At 59.1% G+C, this 21,624-nt stretch carries 16 protein-coding genes and 2 pseudogenes; 8 read left to right on the top strand and 10 right to left on the bottom strand.

What is annotated here, in order from left to right; all coding sequences use genetic code 11:
- Positions 1-236: 236 nt before the first annotated feature.
- Positions 237-986 carry an XRE family transcriptional regulator gene (locus OP498_RS10790; protein WP_280553495.1) on the top strand — a complete coding sequence of 250 codons (750 nt, stop codon included), beginning with the start codon at positions 237-239 and terminating at the stop codon, positions 984-986.
- Between the two features lie 2 nt (positions 987-988).
- On the opposite strand, the pseudogene OP498_RS10785 reads toward OP498_RS10790, so the two are convergent.
- The 3 genes and pseudogenes from OP498_RS10785 to OP498_RS10775 all read right to left on the bottom strand — a co-directional run.
- Positions 989-2,082 (bottom strand): annotated as a pseudogene (locus tag OP498_RS10785) (IS1380 family transposase).
- Positions 2,083-2,146: 64 nt separating this feature from the next.
- Complete coding sequence (locus OP498_RS10780) at positions 2,147-2,284, bottom strand: hypothetical protein (protein ID WP_280553493.1); 138 nt, start codon at positions 2,282-2,284, stop codon at positions 2,147-2,149.
- A 432-nt stretch (positions 2,285-2,716) separates the two neighbouring features.
- Positions 2,717-2,982 (bottom strand): annotated as a pseudogene (locus OP498_RS10775) (transposase); the annotation flags it as partial.
- Between the two features lie 214 nt (positions 2,983-3,196).
- Here OP498_RS10775 and OP498_RS10770 point away from each other — a divergent pair.
- A complete protein-coding gene (locus OP498_RS10770) occupies positions 3,197-5,035 on the top strand; it encodes a hypothetical protein (protein WP_280553491.1) in 1,839 nt (612 codons plus the stop codon).
- Between the two features lie 708 nt (positions 5,036-5,743).
- Here the strand turns inward: OP498_RS10770 and OP498_RS10765 are convergent.
- On the bottom strand, positions 5,744-6,898 hold the full coding sequence (locus OP498_RS10765; RefSeq protein WP_280553489.1) for an inovirus-type Gp2 protein: 1,155 nt from the start codon (positions 6,896-6,898) through the stop codon (positions 5,744-5,746).
- A gap of 944 nt (positions 6,899-7,842) precedes the next feature.
- Between OP498_RS10765 and OP498_RS10760 the strand changes: the two genes are divergently transcribed.
- From OP498_RS10760 to radC, 5 genes are all read left to right on the top strand, one after another.
- Positions 7,843-8,811 (top strand): DUF932 domain-containing protein, encoded by a 969-nt coding sequence (locus OP498_RS10760; protein ID WP_280553488.1) that lies wholly within the window; start codon positions 7,843-7,845, stop codon positions 8,809-8,811.
- Positions 8,812-8,931: 120 nt separating this feature from the next.
- The gene (locus OP498_RS10755; protein WP_089712602.1) at positions 8,932-9,117 is read left to right on the top strand and encodes a hypothetical protein; all 186 of its coding nucleotides are present in this window, start codon (positions 8,932-8,934) and stop codon (positions 9,115-9,117) included.
- Between the two features lie 10 nt (positions 9,118-9,127).
- Entirely contained in the window at positions 9,128-9,865 is a 738-nt protein-coding gene (locus OP498_RS10750) for an ERF family protein (protein WP_280553486.1), read from the top strand.
- 60 nt (positions 9,866-9,925) lie between these two features.
- The gene (locus OP498_RS10745; RefSeq protein ID WP_280553485.1) at positions 9,926-10,537 is read left to right on the top strand and encodes a lambda exonuclease family protein; all 612 of its coding nucleotides are present in this window, start codon (positions 9,926-9,928) and stop codon (positions 10,535-10,537) included.
- A gap of 11 nt (positions 10,538-10,548) precedes the next feature.
- Complete coding sequence (gene radC, locus OP498_RS10740; protein ID WP_280553484.1) at positions 10,549-11,046, top strand: DNA repair protein RadC; 498 nt, start codon at positions 10,549-10,551, stop codon at positions 11,044-11,046.
- 301 nt (positions 11,047-11,347) lie between these two features.
- On the opposite strand, the gene OP498_RS10735 is transcribed toward radC, so the two are convergent.
- The 6 genes from OP498_RS10735 to OP498_RS10710 all read right to left on the bottom strand — a co-directional run bounded on the left by OP498_RS10735 (position 11,348) and on the right by OP498_RS10710 (position 19,565).
- Positions 11,348-12,664 carry a histidine phosphatase family protein gene (locus OP498_RS10735; RefSeq protein WP_280553483.1) on the bottom strand — a complete coding sequence of 439 codons (1,317 nt, stop codon included), beginning with the start codon at positions 12,662-12,664 and terminating at the stop codon, positions 11,348-11,350.
- On the bottom strand, positions 12,657-14,324 hold the full coding sequence (locus OP498_RS10730) for a methyltransferase (RefSeq protein ID WP_280553482.1): 1,668 nt from the start codon (positions 14,322-14,324) through the stop codon (positions 12,657-12,659). Before OP498_RS10730 ends, OP498_RS10735 begins: the two co-directional genes overlap by 8 nt.
- Positions 14,321-16,672, bottom strand: coding sequence for a glycosyltransferase (locus OP498_RS10725; protein ID WP_280553481.1), 2,352 nt, complete (start codon positions 16,670-16,672; stop codon positions 14,321-14,323). Before OP498_RS10725 ends, OP498_RS10730 begins: the two co-directional genes overlap by 4 nt.
- Positions 16,669-17,595 carry an NAD(P)-dependent oxidoreductase gene (locus tag OP498_RS10720; RefSeq protein WP_280553477.1) on the bottom strand — a complete coding sequence of 309 codons (927 nt, stop codon included), beginning with the start codon at positions 17,593-17,595 and terminating at the stop codon, positions 16,669-16,671. The genes OP498_RS10725 and OP498_RS10720 overlap by 4 nt, the downstream gene beginning before the upstream one ends.
- Positions 17,596-17,797: 202 nt before the next feature.
- The gene (locus OP498_RS10715; RefSeq protein WP_280553476.1) at positions 17,798-18,823 is read right to left on the bottom strand and encodes a WYL domain-containing protein; all 1,026 of its coding nucleotides are present in this window, start codon (positions 18,821-18,823) and stop codon (positions 17,798-17,800) included.
- 61 nt (positions 18,824-18,884) lie between these two features.
- Complete coding sequence (locus tag OP498_RS10710) at positions 18,885-19,565, bottom strand: hypothetical protein (protein WP_280553475.1); 681 nt, start codon at positions 19,563-19,565, stop codon at positions 18,885-18,887.
- 237 nt (positions 19,566-19,802) lie between these two features.
- Between OP498_RS10710 and OP498_RS10705 the strand changes: the two genes are divergently transcribed.
- A complete protein-coding gene (locus tag OP498_RS10705; protein WP_280553473.1) occupies positions 19,803-21,455 on the top strand; it encodes an AAA family ATPase in 1,653 nt (550 codons plus the stop codon).
- Positions 21,456-21,624: the final 169 nt, after the last annotated feature.

Below are 21,624 nucleotides of genomic sequence, written 5' to 3'. Positions count from 1 at the left end.
TGATCGACAGCGCGGTGCACGTGGTCGATGACGTGCTCCAGGAGGTACCGAGGCACGCCCCCTAAGAGGGCATGAAGAACATCGTTGCCACCATCCAGCGCAACGAGGAGGCCCAGGCGCTGACTGTCAAGGATCAGTTTGCTTAGTATCACTTAACGAGAGCCAAACTGGACAAAGACCCGCCCTATCAATACGATTGCGTATAACGCAATGACTTGACTTGGAGCCAGCCGAACATGACCGATGAGAGCACGATAGGCGCCAGACTCCGCGAGCTCATGGAAGCGGCACAAGTGAGTGAGAACGAGCTCGCGCGCCGTGCAGACGTGCCTCAACCTACTATCCACCGCATCTTGAACGGCACTAGCAAATCACCAAGAAGCTCCAATCTGGAGAAAATTGCACAAGCTCTAGGCACCTCCACCAGCTATCTTGCTTACGGGGAGACCACCCCTCGTCCCACTAGGACTGGAGCCAAGATAAGTGCAGCAGGCTCCCTACTGGGCCCCTTGGGGTCGGTCTTGGTTCCAGTAGGCTTGGCTATTGATGCGATGAGCAATGCTAGGCAAAAACCGGCTTCTCACGTATACAACTACCCCTTTCTCGAATGGCGTCAGACGGCCACACTGGACGCTATCACCTCGTCTGTCATTCGCAACAAAAACTCTTTTGAATCAAGTAGCTACAAGGCACAAGGCATTGGATTCTGGCTTGAGATCAAAGGTGACGCCATGTCGGCCCCTCCTGGAGCGTCTCCAAGCCTGCCTGAGGGCACCAAAGTGCTTTTCGATACAGGATTGACGAGCGTGCCCGGCAAACTGGTGCTCGCTCAACTTCCGGACACGCCAGCCCCCACCTTCCGCAAGCTCATCGAAGATAGCGGGCATTGCTATCTTCAACCACTGAATCCTTCCTTCCCTTTGATTTCATTAGATAAAAACTGCTCGATTCTAGCCGTTGCCGTTGAAGCAAAGACCCTTCTCTAATCCTACCTTCTGGCTGGCCACCATTCGTGGCAGCTGGTGCGGTCTGAGAACAGGAACTGCTGCTCCTTGATGCGATTCTCCATCTCGCCCCGGGCGCAGTAGCGGTGATCGTAGAGCCACTCGGCGCTGCAGCCGCGCAGATTGGTGACCACGTAGCGGGTGTTGACGCCACGCACGCTGGTCTCGGATTTGACGATCACCTTTCGTCGGCGCTTCTTCCAGCTTTCGGCGGCGTACTCGATAAAGCCGAAGACGCGCTGCTTCTCCCAGGTCTTCTCGAAGCGGAGGGCCGACGCGTAGTCGATGTCCAGGGCCAGCTTGGCCAGGCGCTGGTTGCCGGCGAGGCCGATGATGTAATCGACGCCGTGGCGGTCGCACCAGTTGAGGATCCGCGGGCGGCAGAAGCCGCTGTCACCGCGGAATACGACCTTTACCTCAGGCCATGCCTGGCGCAGCCGCCGGACCAGCAAGGCGAGGATGGCGCCCGCGTGGTGAGCGGCATCCCGGTAGGCCGGGCGAAGGTAGCTGACCAGCAGTTGGTCGCCACAGAACACGAACAGCGGCAAGAAGATGTAGTGATCGTAGTAGCCGTTGAAGTGCCGGCCGAGCTGCTGGCCATGGACCCGGTCGTCGGTGGCATCGAAGTCGAGGTAGAGCGGCTGCTTGGGTGGCCGCCGGAACGAGCGGATGAACTGCTCGATCATCTCCTCGTGGATGGTGACCGCCCAGTTCCGGTCGGCTTGCTGCTCGAAGCGACACAGGGTGGACTGGCTGGCCAGCACGCCATCGGTGTCGACGGCGGTCTGCAGGGCGATGTCGTGACGCAGGGCATGATGGTCGTTGAGATCCTCATAGCCCAGCGCCAGGCCGAACACGCCTGTCGGACCAGAGTTTCGGTGCGATGCAGGCAGCGGTGCGGGTCGCGATCATCGTTGAGCCGGCGAGCGACGGCGCGGGTCAGGCCCATCTCACGATCCAGCTGCCGCAGCAGCAGGATACCGCCGTCAGAGGTGACATCACCGCCATCGAAACGGGCGATGATCTGACGGCCTCTACAGCGTGGAAAGTAAGCGGTCGGCGTGATACATTTTGACATGGCGGCTGAAGCGGTTGATTCTTGTGTAGGAGCTTGAATTATAACCGATTTTCAGCCGCCTTTTTCATGTCTGGTGCAATATCAGGGTTAGGAAGGTCTCGCCGGTAACCGGGATCTCGGGGCTCTCGTAGGTGGCGGGGCCGGTCTCATAGTCGTAGAACAGCGAGAGGATGGGCGCCCGCCAATTGTAGACGCGGCTCACCCGGTAGGTCGTTGTGGAAGTGGTTAATGCCGATGTAGACCGGAGCGGCCTTCCCCCCGGGCGAAGTCGAAGCGCTCGAAGTAGGGAGAACTCCGGAACTTCTCGAGGTTTTGGCGTCGGGCCAGGGCGTTGTCGTCGGTCATCACCACCTACTTGATGAATTCCCGCGCCGAGATCTTCTCGATATGGTCAATCTCCTCGCGACTCGTCAGAGATACTCCTTCTGCGCCTTGATGTCATCAGCATAGGCCGCCAGTCGCATGTCGAGCGCCTCCAGGTTGGCCTCGATACGCACAAGGTATGATCGAACTGCCGCCGCTCGGCAACTCGCTCGGGGATATCGGCTTGATGGTTCATCATGGACCGTTCAGGTCGGCATTCGGGGTAAGGGGATTAGGTCGCGCCCACCTCATGGGTGCTGTGGAAGTCGAACTCAGGCCACTCCTCGATGGACAGATCGATGCCGATGAAGTCACGCATGGTCTGGATGTTGTAGATGGCATCTTTCAGCGACTCGTCATCCAGTGCGTACCTCTGCTGGAGAAATGTAGATGCGCATCATGCGCTCTAGAACGATCGGCGGCCAGCCCCGCTTTTGCTGGCGGCGCTCGGAAGTAGGACGGCGACAGCGCTTCGATCAGCCGTTGCCACGGCTCCAGGGCCTCCATCTGGGACAGGAATCGCTCTCGACGGGTAATCTTATTCTTGTTCTGGTATGCCTAGGCGAACGAGATCTGCTTCATCGGGTGGGTCGGTCAGGTGGTGACAGGGTGGCCAGATGTTACCCCGCCGACGACTGTCAGGAAGCTGTGGCGGGATTTGTGCAGCGTTTCTTTAGTAAGAGACGATGTTAGCGATCCCTGTGATAGGCTTTGAGTGATATTCGATGACGCAGCACGCAAGAGGTAGGGGATGACGGATCACAGGCAGAAAAACGGCGATGCTCCCTTTGAGGATGACGAGGGGAGCAATGCTCGTTTTCGTAGGGGGAGGGATGGACTGCGCGAACATATGCGTGAAATGGCCAAGCAGGTGTTATCTGACAAGCCTGATGATGTCTCAGAAGATTCACCAAGGGCTGATGCCAATCTGTATACTCCATCTTCCGAAGTGACATACCATTACTGCCGGCCTGACCCAGTCGATCCTCCGGTCGCTGTAAAGTCTTTGTGGAGAGATTTCAACTTACAAAATTTATCAGATATCCCCTCGCCTGGTAGAACGCTAGGTACTGATCTGACTATATATCCGGAAACTGGGGGTATGGCTTTTCCTGGGCCGAGCCAAGAGCTAAAGCAAACCCGTCGAGACAGGCAAGTGGCGGATGTAGTTTCTATGCTGCAAGGTCAATTTTATCTGACCCAAAATGAGTCTCGAAACTCGCTTTTAACCGATAAGGATACAGGGGAGACCTTGCCTTATACGGACCAAAAAATTCTTGAGAGAGTGAAAGTTTCTTATTGGCGAGCATCCGCAGGGAGGCAGCAGGATATCTCTTTTGGTGTCATTAAGTCGGCCATTAGTATTTTTATTAACAGTTCTTACCCAACCCAAAATCTTCCGTTCTACGGCCGAGCAGGTGTTGACTCATATACTGGAAAACGTTATCTAGCTACGGGGAATAACTGCCTTGTTTTTTTTCCGGGTCTGCCTACCTACCAGAGGTGGGTGGATATTCCACATGTCTTGCCTCGCGAAAGCTTACCGATAATTGTGCCCGAGAACATTGGGAATACCCACCCTCTCATAGTTAATACTTTATTCGATATCACATTACTCCCTACGGGCAGTGATCTGTTGGTGATCGCCTGGATGGTCATGGTCTGGCGATCAGATAGCTCTTCCGTCATGCTTGAGTTGTTAGGTGAACCGACTCCTGGATTAGCTGAGACCCAGCAGATACTCAAGCGCGTGCTCGACCCGGCAAGCTGTCTGCTTGAGAGGGAAGTTCCCAAAACGCTCAAGCAGTTGGATATTCGTGCTCAGTGCCATTATCTGCTGAGCTTCCATCAAGTTGATAAGCTGTCTGATACACAACAGAAAGGTCTGCTCACCCTCATGCAAGGTAAGGTGGTGGAATGGCGAACCAAAGACAAACGAACGGGTGTGGATATTAATGTCCGCTGTCCAGTCATGCTCAACAGTGTTGAGAGTGTGGCGACCTATGCACCTCTGGCAGACTCCACCCTAAGTATAGAGATCTGTAGTGGGGAAAGTGGATCCACGCATGGTCGTCCTGAGCTAGCCCCCAACATGGCGGAGGCAACCATCTTTCACGGCCTGCTCCGAGTATTTGGTCATGTTAACCAATTCTGGAGCCATGTTGAAAATGATCGGCAATTCGACCGCTATGGCGGTTTGCGAGACCTATGCCGGATAGGTGTGTTGGTGGCAGGTGCACTGGGTCGAGAGACTGACGAATTCTGGCAACAATTTCGGGCTAACCAGCAAAGTCGTCGTGATTATGAGCTGGAGGAGAATCCTATCGCAATGGCAGTGAAGAGTGTCATCGATGAGTCGGATGATGGACAGATAGAGGCCACAGTCAAGGATTGGCTTGCGTTGCTCGATGGTTATCGCCCTGAACCTGATCCATCAGGTGCCTGGCCTGCCACATCCCGAGGGTTGGCGGCCAAGTTCAAGCAGAGCCGGGCCTTGCTCGAGACTTTCGGGATTCAGCTCGTACCTCTCGAGAAACGTGGTCCCTATGGGCGCTGGCGTGCCTCATGCGATGCGTCTCGCCAGCAGTAGCAATGGGCTAACGAGAGTCTGAGGACAGGTACAAGGCTAGACATTGTGCCTTTAGAAAATCAAAAAACATGCAAACCGGTATCTTTTGGTGCCCATGTTGGCTTATATTCCACCTCGATGTCTCAATCTCCATCGCTTTGGTGGGTCTCTACCCACTGTCTGAGCAGGGCATGGCCGACCCCCGAAGGCAGCCGTCGACCCTGCTCCCACTCTTGCCAGGTACGTACGTTGATCCCTAACCGGCAGGCGAACTCCGCTTGCGTGAGCCCTCCATCATGGCGCAGCGCAATCGCCGCCTGGACGATGGCCTGAGCGTTTTGACAAGCAGGAAGTATGGCGGGCCGGGGTGTCGGTGAGAACGTTTGTGCATCCCACGGCTCACCACTCCTAGAGGGCGGTAGAGCAGAGGTCGTTGCCACCCTTGGTCGCGCTGGACACGCTGGCGAGGGAAGTGACGAGCCGAGTGGTGAGGAAGTTGTATATCTTGCTCTGGCTTTCTCAGGGTGGTTAGCTTCGAAGTCGCGTACCCAGCGATCGGCAAAGCTTTCTGTCATGATGAACTCCTGTTGGGTTTGGGTAAGGCACGACGGCAATGTCGTGCCATACCATAGGCGTGGGCGAATAACTCCCAATTTTCGGGGGTTATGACCTAGTGAGTCCGTGGCTGACGGAGTCCCGGGAAGTAAAAATGTGACGTGGCACGGCGCCTTAAAATACCGACTGATACTCACGAGGCCGTCCGCGGCACGGCCCATTGGGTAATTGTGGTGTCCTGCTATGAAAGAAGGTCTTACCCGAAACCGCTAAAGAGGCGTACTCATCGACCTTGGTCAGGTAATTGATAAGGTATTGGAGGCCTACGCGCTTTTCAGCATCGTAATAACTCATTTTTCCGAGTGCGTTGTAGCGGTATTTTTTTTCAGCATTGAAATTGCAGTTGTAGTAGGTGCCATCTCCATTTGTGATTGCCTTGCTCCAGAGTTCGCCGATCCATTGAGCTCGTATCACATCTCTCTTAACTTTTGATGCATCGAAGAAGAACAGCAGGTGGTAGTGAAACCCTCTGCTTTTCCCCCACTCCAGCTTCCAAGCATAGCCTATGATGTGCTTAAATATCGGGTGGTAATGAATGGCTTTACACAGCTTCGCACGGTGGTCATTGGCAAACGCGTACGGAACACTGGTCGCGATCTCTTTCCGGTAGCCAACGTCAACTCGTATCACCTGGAGGTAGGCGTTCACTTGAAATAAATCGCTAACCCACCCATTCATGCTGTTTCGATTTTCTCGACTGTTTCTATAGCCCTTATTGCACTGGTATTTGAAGTTTTTGGTCCATATGTAAGCCCGCCAGTTCCGTAGCCGGTTGTTGAGATCGCTCACCGTGCTCTCGGCATCGGTCCAAGACATGAAGGGCATGTCGGTATCGATGCAGGTGTGCAGGAATACACAACCCCTGAAAGAACATAGAAAGCTTTCAGCGTATGGACTGGGACGGTAAAGCTGGCCAATCGATGAACGATTAAAAATTTCCTCGAGCTCCACGAAGGCTTCAATAAGAGTGTCGAGCAGTGGGTCGCCTCGTAGTGCATAGCTATCGCTATTGTACGCAACCGGCTGGGCCAGCATGGACACATCCAGGTAACGGGTCTCAACGCAGCAGGCCTTGAGTTTCTTATCGACCGCAATCAATTCGTTGAGCCACGCTTGATCATTCTCGATGTATTCCGTGGTTCCAGCAGCCGTCGTCATGCCAATAAGCTCGTCGGAGGGTGCAGCCTCCAGCATGATCGCCCGCATGGCGTCTTCGCTGATGATATCGTCATTCAACGGTGTGAGGTTGCCGTCATCAAAGGGAGTCATGGGTAAATCTCGTGTGGGTGAATGAATTCGCTCTTAACATTCTCACATGCTTTAAAAAATTACATGCACCCAGAATATTATTAATCTTTCTTTTAACTCATTGATCCCCATGCTGCGCATGACGCTGACGTTGCTCGTCAGCTCGAAGGGCTATCTACGCTTTGCATGTTTACTCCCAGCCCAATCGTCTTACTCTCCCCCGAGTGATCCTTAGATCACTGAAGGGGTTCTGTTTATTTACAGGACTTCTTGTTTGTAATAATAAATATATCCTAAATTCTTTTTACTTCTATAAGGGGTGTTTCCTGGAGATCGTTCAGTCGATGCATGGATTTTCTGGGGAATATTTTCTTTAGACCGATTGAAAACTAGCGTTATGCGCTCCCGTCTTGTCGGGGTTAGATCCCGTCTCAATATGATTCAAAAAAATCTCAGCCCCATACTACCTCCATGAAGCACTAGACGACTGAATGTTCTCAACCGTCATCATGGAGGTCATGCCATGTCCACAAGCTGCCCAAGCTGTGGCTCTACCCATATCATCTTTCGGCACCATGGCCGCAAGGTCTTTGGTGTCGCAGGCGCTACTGTTGGCACCGCCTCGGGATTGGCAAGGGCACTGAGTGGTGCCAGGGCCGGTGCTCTCGTAGGCGCGTTTGCTGGCCCGGTCGGTATCAGCCTCGGGAGCATCACCGGCGCCGTTATGGGTGGCCTGATTGGCTGTGCCGCAGGCGGTGTCACCGGCGCGCGCCTTGGCGCACAACTCGACGACACGCTGCTCGAAAATCATCAGTGTGGTGATTGCAGCCACACTTTCCGCCCGCTGGGGGACTGACCCCCCCTCCACATCATTTTGATTTCCAACCTTCCTGACATACATCAGCCCGCTGCCATGGGGTGGCGGGCCGCTATGCCGTGCTTTTATGAATCAAGGAGATAGACCTATGGCACATCTGGTCGAGCAAATGGCCTACGTCGGCGACACCCCCTGGCATGGCCTGGGGCAGCAGCTGTCGCGACATCAACCGTTGGAGGTCTGGCGTCAGCAGGCCGGCATGGACTGGCACATCGAGGCCTCCCCGGTGCGCTTCATCGCCGATGGCGCCGGCCACCTCGGCAGCATCCACTCCTTCCCGGAACAGAAGGTGCTCTACCGCTCCGACACCCGGACGCCACTGTCGGTGGTCTCCCAACGCTACAAGGTGGTGCAGCCGGAGGAAGTCCTGGAGTTCTACCGGGACCTGACCGAGTACGCCGGCTATGAGCTGGAGACCGCCGGGGTGCTCAAGGGCGGGCGCAAGTTCTGGGCGCTGGCCCGCAGCGGCCTGGGTACCGCCCTCAAGGGCCAGGACCAGGTCAACGCCTACCTGCTGCTGGCGACCTCCTGTGATGGCTCGCTGGCGACGGTGGCGACCCCGACCTCGGTGCGGGTGGTGTGCAACAACACCCTGACCATCGCCGTGGACGGCATGGCCCAGGGCGTGAAGGTGCCGCACAGCACTGAATTCGATCCCCAGCGGGTCAAGCAGCAGCTGGGCATCTCGGTCTCGCAGTGGGACGACTTCATGTACCGCATGAAGACCCTGGCCGAGCGCAAGGTCAGCCAGGAGGAGATCAAGAGCTACTTCCAGTCGGTGATCTGCAACGCCGAGGCACCGCTGGACGATCCCTCCAAGCTGCCCAACGTGCGGGCACTCAACCGCGTGCAGAAGCTGTTCCATGGCGAGGGGCGTGGCGCCCGGCTGTGTACCGCCCAGGGCACCGCCTGGGGCCTGCTCAACGCCATCACCGAGTACGTCGACCACGACAAGCGCGCACGCAGCAACGACTATCGCATGGATTCCGCCTGGTTCGGCCAGGGAGCCAGCCTCAAGGACAAGGCCCTGGCGTCGGCCATGGCGTTGGTGGGCTGATCCTCAGGGAGCCTTGTGTCACGGCTCGCTCCCTGACTCACCGTCGTAATCCATTGTTCCCATACCACGGCATAGCGCCCGGCCCACCACGGCCGGGCGTTTGCGTTTCAGGAAGTACCGATGCAACCGCCCATGACATTCGAGATCTGCCGCGCCCTGACCCAGCTGACCCGTCAGCTGCTGGAGGCCAGGGAGCACCAAGCCCAGACCCACGTGCTGGCCAAGGGCCATCTCTACCGCGTGGTCGTGTCGCTGGAGCCGGTCCCTACCGACCAGCTCCAGGACGTCATCAACCGCTACCAGTAAGGAGGTCCCCATGGCCACTCCCATCCACCCCGATGCCAATGGCAAGGCACCCGTCACCCAGTCCCTGCAGGAGAGCACCGCGATCATCCAGGTGATCGAGCGGGCCGCCCTCAACCCCGAGGTCGACATCGACAAGATGGAGCGCCTGCTGCAGATGCAAGAGCGGGTGCTCGATCGGCAGGCCTTGATGGCCTACAGCGCCGCCATGGCGGCCATGCAGACGGAGCTACCGAGCATCGCCGAACGCGGCCAGGGCAACAACGGCGCCTACGCCACCCTGGAGGACATCGTCGACACCGTACGCCCGATCATGCAGAAGCACGGCTTCGCGGTGAGTTTCCGGATCCAGACCCAGGAGCGCGGCATCCAGGTGACCGGGGTGCTGATGCACCAGGACGGTCACCGTGAGGAGACCAGCATGCTGCTGCCGGCGGACACCAGCGGCAGCAAGAACGCCGTGCAGGCCTTCGGCTCCTCGACCAGCTACGGCAAGCGCTACGTGCTCTGCGCCCTGCTCAACATCACCACCCGCGGCCAGGACGACAACGGCCATGCCGCCGCCCCGGTCAAGCTCGTCACGCCCTTCCAGGCGGGACAGCTCCGGCAGCTGATTGCCGTCTGTCCTCCCGCCACCCAGGAATGGTTCGTCGGCAAGTACGGCGAGGCCGAGCAGGTACCGCGCGGCGACTTCGACAAGCTGCGGGCCTCCCTACAGAAACGGGCCCAGCCTAACCGTCAACGTCACTGACCGGCCAGCGAGGGGGCAGCCCCTCGCCGCCTATGCCGTGTTATCAAGAAGGAGATCATCATGCAGATCCTGACACTGGAACAGGGCACGCCCGAGTGGCATGCCGCGCGTCTGGGCATCGTCACCATGTCCGAGCTGAAGACCCTGCTGGTCAAGGGCAAGGGGCCGGCAGGCTTCGGTGCCGGCGCGCTGAGCTACATGCATCAGCTGATCGGTGAACGCATCACCGGTGAGCCCTCCGATGCCTTCCCGGGCAATGCCCACACCCAGCGGGGCCATGAACTGGAGCCCGTGGCCCGCGAGCTCTACCAGGAGGCCACCGGCCTGCCCTGGCTGGAGCAGGTCGGCATCATCCTCAACCACGGCGTGGGCTATTCCCCGGATTGCCTGGTTGACAGCCGCGGCCTGGTCGAGATCAAGACCAAGCTGCCCAAGTACCAGATCGAGTTGCTGCTCGAGGGAGAGCTGCCCCAGGAGCATGTCGCCCAGTGCCAGGGCGGGCTGTGGGTCAGCGAGCGAGAGTGGATCGACTTCGTCAGCTACTGGCCGGGGATGCCGCTGTTCGTGAAGCGGGCCTACCGCGACGAGGCGATGATCCGCACCCTCGCCGAGCGGGTCGAGGCGTTCTACGCGGAACTGGAGCGCCGCATGGCGCTGGTGATGGCTGCCTGAGGAGAACGACCATGAACCACCGCAAGCTCAAGGCCGGCGAAATCGCCGGCACCTATGACATCACCGCGCCGATCACCGAGGCGGAGCTGGTCAGCATCGCCCAGGCCTTTGCCAGACGGCGGCTGGCCAGAGGTCGCAAGCTCACCCGGCCGGACCTGGTCTTCGACTACCTGCAGGTGCTCTTCCAGGGTTATGAGCACGAGGTGTTCAGTGCCCTGTTCCTCGACACCCAGCATCGCCTCATCCACTTCGAGACGCTGTTCCGGGGGACCATTGACTCGGCCAGTGTCTATCCTCGCGAAGTGGTCAAGCGTGCCTTGGCGCACAACGCCGCGGCAGTGATCCTGGTGCACAACCACCCCTCGGGCGACCCCGAGCCCAGTGACGCCGACCGGCGCATCACCCAGCGTCTGAAAGAAGCACTGGGGCTAGTGGAGATCCGCGTCATCGATCACATCGTGGTCGGGGCCGAAGGGTGCTCATCCTTTGCTGAGCTGGGGTATCTGTGATTCCATGTCGCAGCATATACCGGTGCTGCCCCAAAGGGGCAGCACCGGCTTCGTTGATACCACTTTCATTTTTTTGCTCACCGCGACTTACCGTGAAGCGCAGGCCTTCAATAGCAAGCAAATCGCTAAACGAACATAAAGACGGAGAGAACATCTGACTGCCCGGCGGGGCGCCATCATTTCATGTGAATTCTTTTTGTACTTCTCAGAGGCTCTGTAAAACCCGTGGCATCATCCATGAAGCCCCCGAAGGAGCGATATTTAATGGAGTTCTACCCCGCTTGCGGATCAATCGCAGCGATCAAGGAAACCGGCATGCAACCTCCTCCATGACGCCATAGCCGCCTGAGCTGGTGCGTCGGAAGCGTTCGACCATCTCCGCGCGGAGGTCACCGGCCTGATCCTCGAAGACGCGCCAGACCTCTGCCTCCTCTTCGGGAGATACTGCAAAGCCTAGTTCGCGAGCATACTGGCGCATCCGCTCTAGGGTGGTGAGTGCGTACTTCGAGTTCGCCAAAGGCTTGAGAAGTCTAACCTCGCGTCGACGAACCGACTCGATCGCAAGTGGGTGCACCAGCGACGACCAGGTGCCGTCTGCTCGATGCTCAACGCCCACAGCTGATAAACCGATGTCGAAGCATGCCAGCAGCTTAGATAACGTATCCGACTCGGTATTGTGTGGAATGTCGATTACCCGGCCGGCGAGCTCGAAGGCGTCCGCGAACGGACCCGAGCATGCTATTCGTGCCCCGCGAGACAGCAACGAGTCGATGACAAGGCTTCGATCGTGCTCTGTCGCTGCCCATACATCGATATCTCGTGGCGGACGACCGGTCAGCAACGACTTGAATGCCCCACCAGCTAGAAAGAAGTGTGCTCCCGTGTCCAACCCAACCGTCCCGGCGATTTCGCGCCGAGCACATTCAATTACGTCACCGTCGGCGAGGCTACATAGCGGACCGGTTAGTACAGCCTCGCGGTCTTGGTAGATGGTGTGAACACCATCTTCCTCTGCCCAGAAGAAAGCACCTTCAAGGAACTCAGGCCATTCTTCTAGACCCAGGGGTTCACCGAGGAGCCGAGCAGCAGTTGCGGTCACAAGCGAGTCGTGTGTCACGAAGATATGTACGCCGGGGCGGTTGGTCGCTGTGCCGAGCATCGTCTGCACCAGGAAACGAGCTGCCTCGTCGGGTCGCGCCATTCCCGAGAGCGCTGTAGCCTCCTTCACGAGGTGGCGCATCACACCCTCATGACCAAGCTCCTCCCAATTCATCCAGGCGCGCGAACCATCGAGGACGTACACGCCCGGGTCACCGAGAAGCCGGTCCGGGGTGATGACCAGCTCGGCACCTGCGCCCCCCGCGATTGCCTCGGCAGTCTGGAGGCAGCGAGGCAAGGGGCTAGAGTGAAGCGACCGCAGTCGGCCAAGCAGGCATGCGCCTAACTCGCGCGCAAGGCCGTGCCCGATATCCGTGATGGGGATGTTGTAGCCCACGTCGCCGGGAGGTATCTGGTCGCGAACCGAGTGCCTGAGGAGCATAGCGACGGGGCGATCGATTGGTATGCGCTCGAGATGGCGCCACATCGAAGGCGGGATCAACGACTGCACTTCAGTCATGACGACACCCCACAATAAGGGTAGGGAGAGCCGCCAGCCTTTGCACTGCGGTGCACTCAAACCCCGCCTGCGCAAGCAGTCGACGGAACTGTGCTGCCGACCGCTCACGACCTCCGGTTGCCATAAGCAGATGTAGGTCGCACAGACTTCCGGCCACCCCCTCCTCAGAGAGCAGCATCTCGACGATATAGAGCCGCCCTCCCGGAGGTAGTACGGCATGTGCGTGCTTCAGAATCTGGATTGCCTCGGCATCGTCCCAGTCGTGGAGCACTCGCGACAAAATAACCGCGTCCGCGTCGAGGCCCCATGGTTCGAACAGGTTCCCACGCCGCCACTCCAAACCAGGGATCAACGTTTGTGCCATTGCCACGACTTCCGGTCGCTCCAGAACCGTTACCTGAGTCAATGGATGTGCAGCGAGAACCAACTGGGCAAGGGTTCCAAAGCCTCCACCCGCATCAACGACGCGCTCGTTTCCCCGTAGCTGAAGAGCACGACTAATCTCGGCATAGTCATGGCGCGCGTAGCTCCGCAACATGCGGTGGTGGCCAACGCAGCGCATCTCATCATGCGCAACCTCGTCGAACACGTCAGGAGCGTTCCAAGTGGAGTTACGACGTAAAGCCTCCGGGAGTTGGCCCCACATCTCGGAGAACGGCCCTGCGTACTCGATCGCTGCATCGGCTAGCGTGAGCGGATGATCGGCCCGAAGAAACTCACCACGTTGAGTAAGCGCCCAATGGTTGGCGTTTCGCGCAACGATTCCCATCTCACCCAGAGCTCGCAGCAGACGTCCTGCACCATCGTTTCGTAGCCGGCACAGGTCGGTGACCTCCGACTCGGTCGCCGGCAACGCCTCGATTACACCGAGTTCAACGGCGGCGCCGATGGTCTGGGTGCGCCAGAAGCCCACCATGTATGCGGAGAGCTCAGCGAACTCCGACCTCCGCGGAGGACGCAGCGTGACCATCGTTGCCCCGCTTTCATCGATGATTTCAAGCGCCCCATCGAAGCACTCAACACGCGCTTGCCCGTTGTAGAACGGCTCGACGGCCTGGAAGCGTCTCATGTAGCCCGGTCGGCCCTGGAGGTCGACGTGCATCCAGCCCTCGTCATCTCGAGCTCGGGCGAACCCCTTGTGGAACACGTCAAGGTCGACGAACCAACGCCCGTGAACCAGCTTTCCGTCAAGATCGATATGCGTCGAGTGCCCATCGCCCGCTTGAACGACCGCCAGCCCGTCACGATAGTCACCGGCATAGCGCCACCGTTCCGGGTAGACGACATTACCCGCGGGGGTAATGTGGTAGTAAGCGCCATCGTCGTCGCGCACGGCGCACCGGCCTTGGAGGAAATTACCGGACCAGGCGTGTCGTCCGGGATAGGCATCCTGGCCATCAGGCGTGATGTGGCACCAGCCATCTGAGGCGATGACCGATGCGAGCCCTTCATAGAACCCGAAAGTTCTGACGAAGCGCCGGTCATAAGCGGGAGAGCCATCGTCTTGTATATGCCAGGCCTGCCCACCACGGTGTACAGGGGCCAGCCCTGGCGGGTGGAATTTATGCACCTCGTCGAAGCATTCTTCGTAGGCGACTTGACCATCTTCGTGGATATGGTGCGTACCACAGGGCGAGACATGGAGAGACCGCCAACTCATACTTCACCCCCGGGGGGCTTACGCATGTTGCAGCCAAGACAGAGTGAGCGGTTTCGATAAGTCGACACGAGTTCGCGGTAGGCGTCACCGTTCCAGATAGCCATTAAATTCTGCTCATGAAGGTTGCCGAATTCTCCGAGGGTTCGGCGCTGTGCATCAGGGGCACAGCAGGGGTCGAAGCGACCCTGCGCACTCACCCACGCCTCCTGCCCGAGAAAGGGGCAAGGGCCGCCGGGTGCGAGATCTTCCGTCGCTGTAGCGTCTAGCAAAAAGATGTTTTCTAGAAGGATGTGCTTCCCGCTCGGGAGGGCTCTCTCGGCAGCTGCCTCGCGCGCGGCGAGGACTGCACGATTCCAGCGCTCGATTGCCTCGGTGCTACGCCGCATCGACTGATCCCGGATCTCGTCGAAGTGCGTCCAGAGGTGATGCCCCTTCACACGATCGACGCCAAGATCGACCGCCAGTCGCACCATGTCGGCGAGTTCTTCGACGTTCGCCTCGAGGAAGGTCAGCTGGAAGGTGACACGACAACGGTTGCCACCGGCCTCAGCGTGCGCATCCCGCACCGCGATGAACTCACGGACGTTTTCGACGACTTTTTCCCAGCGGCTCCCCAGCATGATGGCCTCGTGGGTCGCCTTGGTCGCGCCGTTCCAGGAAATTTTCACGTCCGAAGAGACCGGCACGATCCGCTCTGCCCAAGCCCAGGCGCCGAGTCTGGGAAATGTGCCGTTGGTGGTCAGGTTCAACTTGACGTCAAAGCGATGGCAGAGCTCGAGGATGCCTTCGAAGTGCTGATACAAGAGAGGCTCACCCATGGTCGAGGGGATGATCTCGCGGAGCCCATGCGGGGCCGCCTCGGCGACCACGCGCTCAATCATCTCGAATGGCATCAGCCGTCGAGGCCGACCCTCTTGCTTGCGGCGCTTCTGAAGTGGGCTGTGTGGAGAATGTTCCTCGCACATGATGCACCGCATATTGCAGGTATCAGGGTTGGCGTCGAAGGTGATGCGCCACGGTCCAGGCTGCCGGGGGACGCGCGCGGAAGCATGCCGCTCAAGCTCACGCGCGTAGATCGCCTCGACGTCCCTGACGTGCTGCTCGACCGACGGGATGTCGCCCGAGTTAGAGTAGAGGTAACCGCGCGCTCCGAGTCGCTCGGCGAGCCCGGGTGTATCGACCAGACGCTGCATCTGCTCGGCAAGAGCGGTGGCCGAGCGGTGTTCAAAAAGCAGGCCGTTGACCTCGTGGTGGACATACTCCGCCATCCCGCCAACGTCGGCTGTCACGACAGGTACACGTGCCTGTTGGGCCTCGTGGATGACGAGCGGCGAGTTCTCGACCCATACGGACGGGACAACAATAGCGTCGCAATGATCGAAGACATCCCGAACGATCGCCTGGTTGCGGTACTCGGAGAGCCACTCGACCCGACTTGCCACGTCTGGGGGAAGCGATTCCGCGATGCGCTTGAGCGACTCCGAATCCTGTCCACGGGGCCGCCCCCAGATACGAAGGCGCGCATTGCCCCCTATTGAACCGAAGGCTCGAAGAAGGTCGTGTATGCCCTTCGCCGGTATATGGGTGCCGATGTAGCCGAACGTGAAAGGCTCCCCTTCGACGCGGCGTCGTCCAGCCATCCGCTCTTGCGCAAAACCGTAGTCGAGATAGACCAGCTTGCGCCCGGGCAGCCCGAAGTCGTCTCGGAATCGATCGTGGAGGTATCGGGAGGGTGCAATGAAAGTGTCCACGAGTTCGGTCACCTCACGGACGTGACCCATGCGCCGAGCGACCCAGCCGGTCCAGTAGTCGATGTCGGCGTCCAACTCATCCGGCGCTCCGCTGAAGTAACGGGCGTAGCATCGCTTGGCGCACTTTCGGTCTTCCTGTCCATCGCAAGACGCCCAGAGGTTGTCCGGATCTTCAGGGAACATTTGCATGAACTGACCACGAGGGCACATGAGCCAGTAGTCGTGGAGCGTGAAGACGATGGGAACCTCACGAAGCGCCGCCTCACGCAGGAGCGAGGTGGAGAGGTGGTTCAGGTGACCGACATGCACGATATCGGGATTCACGCGATCCAACACCTCAGCGAAGCGCTGATCGACTCCGGTCGCGCGGTACCGATCCTTGAAGCGGGGATTGTTGACCAAGTGCAAGGTGATGCGATTATCGTCCGCATCTGGCTCCGTACGAAGCCGGAAATCGGGTGCGAAGGCGTCCTCTTCACGCGTAAAGACATGGACCTCGTGACGCTCCGCGAGTCCATGACACAGTGTTTGGCTGTAGACCTCGGAGCCTGCGTTGTACCGCATCGGGTAGCCATGAATGACCTTGAGGATTTTCATAACTCCACCTCTGGCAAGTCGACTCTCTGGGACGCCTCACTAAAAGCGTTGACCAATCTGGCGACTCCATCCTCGAGCCGGACGCGCGGTTGCCAACCAAGTTGTGCCTTCGCCCTAGCTGGATTGCCGAAAAAGCGCGCAACGTCGAAGTCCCGGGGGTCTGCCAGTCGGACCCTGGAGTTGGATTGAGCAAACCGTACCGCGAGACTTGCGAGTTCGCCGAGCGTAGTCGGCCTACCACTGACGAAGTGAATGGGAAGAGGCGCGGGCTCGTCAGCTAAGAGCAACTCAGTCAGGGCGACAATGCCACGGGTGACGTCATCGATGTGCGTGAAGTCGAACGTATGGTTGAGCCCGTCGACGCGCAGATCCTGCCCCATCGCGGCCGCGCGGGCGAAGGCGGGGACGACTCGATCGTTATAATCCTCCGTGGAGCCAAATACGTTTGAAAGGCGAATGGTACAAGCTCGTAATCCGGCGCGCCGTGCCTCCCTGACTTGCGCTTCGCCTTCGAGCTTAGAACGCCCGTAGATGTTGACGGGACGCAGTGGACAATGCTCATTCGCCGGAAGTCTATCCGGCTGCCCGTAGACCTCGCGGCTGCTAGCAAAGATCAGCCACGGTTTGTGGGTGGATTTCTGAGCAGCATCAAGCACGTTCCGTAGCCCACCAACGTTTGTTGCCCAGCAGAGCTCAGGGTCCCGTTCGCCCCAGATAACACGGGATACTGCAGCGAGATGAATAATGCCATCCACGCCCGCGAGAGCATCCTGGATACCATTACGGTCCTGGATATCCCCCCACGCGTCACCGAGAGCGCGGAGGTCAAAGGGGACCACTTCACTCCCTCTGATTGACAGTGCCGAAGTGAGTGCAGTACCGAGAAGCCCGGACGACCCGGTAACCAATATTCTGTGGTTCATATTTGTCCTCTGCTGGTGCCCCACTCTAGAAATGGTCCTTAGCACTGAAGTGCCCCTCCTCTAGAAGCGCGCAGGCTTTGGTGCATCGATGATAAGTAGGGGGGACTTCAGATGATCATTCTGGATGCCTTAAAGGCCTGAATAATCGCATAGACCGGCTCCCATAAATGCTGGGCAAGATCAACCCCCATCGAGCTTCGTGTCACTCCCTGTAGCAAACGTCAGTGTCTCTTGCGACGATCGCCTGAGCTGAATTGAAAATCTCTCGCCGCCAGGCAGGGGGCTCCAGCACATCGACCTTCGCCCCCATGCCCATCAGCCACCACAGGGTCTGCTGATCGTCGGGCACCTCGGCCTCCAGGCGTTGCCAATCGCTGTCGGTGAGTGGCGTGAGCTGTTGCTCTTCGGCCAGTGGCGTTTCGCTGAGTAGCCATGCCACCTGGGGCGCGACATTGGCTATCAGGGTCACGGGTGTCTTGCTCTGCAGGTAGCCGAAGGCACCGGCCGCGATGTAGTCATCCAGATCGAAGTCCACGGCGTCATGCCAATCAGTGTCGCTGGAGCGCGCTTCCTCGATTCGGTGCAGGGCGAACTGGCGCACATCCTCGTAGTCGTTCACCGTGGCCAGCAGGTAGGTCACGCTGTGACGGCTGACTAGACCCTGCGGGTGCAGGGTGAACCGCTTCTCCTCCTTGGCGCTGCGCGACAGATAGGTGACATCGATGGCACGCTGGCTCAGCAGTGCCTCGGAAACCGTCTGCCACGTCTCCGCGCTGAGCGGTGCCGGAATCAACGCCTTGCCGTTGGGAATGGCGCGTACCCGACGGGCCCACTGGCTCAAGCCATTCTGTTCCAGGTCATCCAGCAGTTGGCGGGCATCAAGGAACTGTGGGGCTAGCTGATCGACCACCACCGGTGGCAACAGCCCCTTCAGGTACTCCTCGGCCAGCACGAGGGTGAGAGCGCTAGGGATGTCCAGGGCCGGCAGGCTGCAATGGAAGTCGCGATCGAAATACCAGCGGTAGGGTTTCTGGGTGTCGTCGCACACCAGTGGAAAGTGCAGGGCGATTTTGTCGCGAAGGTCACGCTGTAGGGAGCGGGAGTCGATGTGGAAGCCGCGCTCGCGGAGCTTCTCCTGCAATACCGGGGTGGCAATGCGCCCGGGTTGGCGGGGAATCAGTTGCAGCATCGTCAGGTAGCGGAACAGGGTGTCGCGAAGCTCGGCCATGGGACGTCCTTGTCTAAGGTTCGAGGGTCCGTCAACCATACCTGATAAGTCGGCCTTCAGTTCACTGCCGTGTCACTAGAAAGGCCGCTACGTGACCGGGAAGGGACGGCGTGCCCAGATACTGCATCGCGATCTCCAAGGCCCTCTCTCGCCATCGGCGGAAGAGCGTGTCGTCGGCGGGGTAGGGTGCCCAGGTGGCCGGGACCATGTCCAGGTTCCTCTCCCTCTCCAGCCCGGGGAAATGGTCGAGCCAGTTATACACCGCGTGCAAAGGCCGGCCGATGCAGGCTGGGAAGAGCACGGCGTCTTCGGGCAGCGGAAGACCCAGCAGCAAGAGCAACGCATTGACCTCGTGATCGCAGGCCAGGTGCCAGCGATGCCTCTCCCTCTCGCGAGGCGTGTGCAGATGCCCCGCAACACAGTGCCAGACCAGGTGCGCCTGCAGAAACCGGCGAGTCTGGGTATCGAGCCCAGCACTCCAGGTGGCATTGAACAAGAGGTGGCGTCCATCGGTGGTCGCGGTGGGCAGGTGGGCATCGCAGATCGGTACCAGCGACAAGTGAGAAGCCAGCCAGGCGGTGACGGGCTGTTCGGAGGCCCATGAGACGCGGTCGGCTTCCCAGAGGGCGGTTTGCTCCTCCCTGAGTGTCGCGTGCCTCTCGGCAGCCTGAGCACAGACCTGCCATCCGTTCCCCTGAAAGCTCTCTCGCCCACTGCCCATGCTGACCTCCGGTGTTGCCATGAATGCACGGAGAGTCTGGCATCAGTCAGCGACATCTCGTGTCGCAAATAGCTGGGCATGTCCTCGCTAGCCCTGGCTCGTGATTTTTGGCACCGTGGAAGCTGGCAAACGGATGATGATTCTTCGTGAGTTATTGGTCAGAGTCGCTGTACGGCTTTCTGTAGTGACAACAGGCATTTACTCACGCGTTACCGTGATACGGACATTGCTGGCCATGCCGGCGGACAGGGAGGTTGCTTGGCAGAGATCTATCCACGGCTCAGTGAAGCCGAGCTCGATGCATTGCCTTCGCGTGCCGAAGCCAGGGTGTACTGCCGGCTTCGCGACCTGGATTTCCCCGGTCTCGAGGTGATGCACGGTCTCGCGACCCAGACGCGCAACGACAAGGGCACTTGGGTGGGGGAAGTCGACTTCCTGCTGTTTCATCCACAGTACGGCATCCAGATCTGGGAAGTGAAAGGCGGGGGGGTCTGGCTCGACGGGAAGGGGCAGTGGTGGACGCAAGGCAACCACGGCACCCACAAGCTTTCTACCACCCCTCTGGACCAGCTCAAGAAACAGACCGGCAGTCTGCTGCAGGCCATGGACAAGGTTATCCCCGGTATCAAGCTACCCATCGCCCCTGTCCTGGTGTTTCCCGATACCCGGGAGTGGCAGGGCGAGCTGCCGGCCCTGGCCCTCAATCGCGAGCACATCCTGCTCAAGGGCGACCTGGAAGGTCTGACCGACCATGCCCTGATCCAGCGCTTCGCCAACACAGCGCTGGCCGGCCCCCGAGCCTCCAATGCGCTGCCGCTGAATAAGCAGCAGGTCACCCTGATCCAGCACCACCTTTTGCGCCCTGCCTGCGCGCTGGTTAGCACCGGCGCAGAGCAGGCGAGCGATGTGGAAGAGGCCCTGTTTCGACTCAGCCATGAGCAGCAATGGGTGCTGCGGCTTCTGGAACATATCCCGCGGATGGCGATACATGGCGGCGCCGGGACCGGCAAGAGCATCCTGGCGAGGTTGAGGGCCGAGGCGCTTGCGCGGGAAGGAAAGCGCGTCCTGCTGCTCTGCTTCAACATTGCCCTTGCCGCTGAGCACCGCAATGCCCTGGCGGCAGGAGATTCTACCGCTATCGAGGTGGCCACCTTCCACGAGCTCTGCCAGGACCGTGTCGAGGCCGCAGGGCTTGCCTGGGCAGTACCGGCCGATCCCCGATTCTTGAGCGAGTTCTACAACGAAACCGCCCCTAACCTGCTGGCCGAGGCTCTGCAGCAGCGACCGGAAAGCGTCGACGCCCTGGTGGTGGACGAGGCTCAGGATTACGACCCCTACTGGTGGCTGGTGATCAGCGACTTGCTGGGTGATGACGCTCAGATCACCCTCTTCGCCGATCCGGCTCAGAACCTTTTCGGGCGTGACTACCAGCTGCCAGTGGAGGTGTTCGGAGGCATGGTGCCGTACCCCTTCACCCTGTACCGCAACTACCGCAACGCCTACGAGATCGCCACTTGGCTCAAGGAACGCCATACCGATGCTGCCGAACCCGGCGAGCACCTGCCCAGCAGCCAGGGCGGCGTGGAGATCCGCCGATGGAAGACGGCCGAACAGCAGCAAGAGCTGCTGCAGGAAAGCCTCGACAACCTCGAAGCCGAGGGCTTTACCCCCGATCGGCTATTGCTCCTGACGCCTTTCAAGGTAGAAAACAGCCAGGCACTCCAGGCGATCCGCCACAGTCTCCCTCGCTACAGCGACCGCATGTTCAATGTCGCGGCCGTGAAGGGCTTGCAAGCGAGTGTGGTGCTGTTGGTCGATATCGGCGCCAGTGAATGGGCGGGCAATGCCAAGGTGGAGTACGTGGGGGCGTCCAGGGCCACAACGAGACTCCTTATCTTCGCGAAGTCATGATGCGACATAAATTGTCGCACACCTGAATTAGTCTGTTTTCTGTGATGAGAGACAGATAGCTCCAGAATAGTAGAGAGAATGAGAAATTCGTGTGCCAAGCAATGTGAATCTGCTGATGATATTGCAACCCAGCGGTCTAGCGATGAGGATAGCCCTAATTTAAACTTGT

This window comes from Halomonas sp. 25-S5 (assembly GCF_029889845.1).
GTDB lineage: Bacteria > Pseudomonadota > Gammaproteobacteria > Pseudomonadales > Halomonadaceae > Halomonas.
Note: the sequence above shows the minus strand (reverse complement) of the source record. Positions and strands in the feature narration are given on the sequence as shown.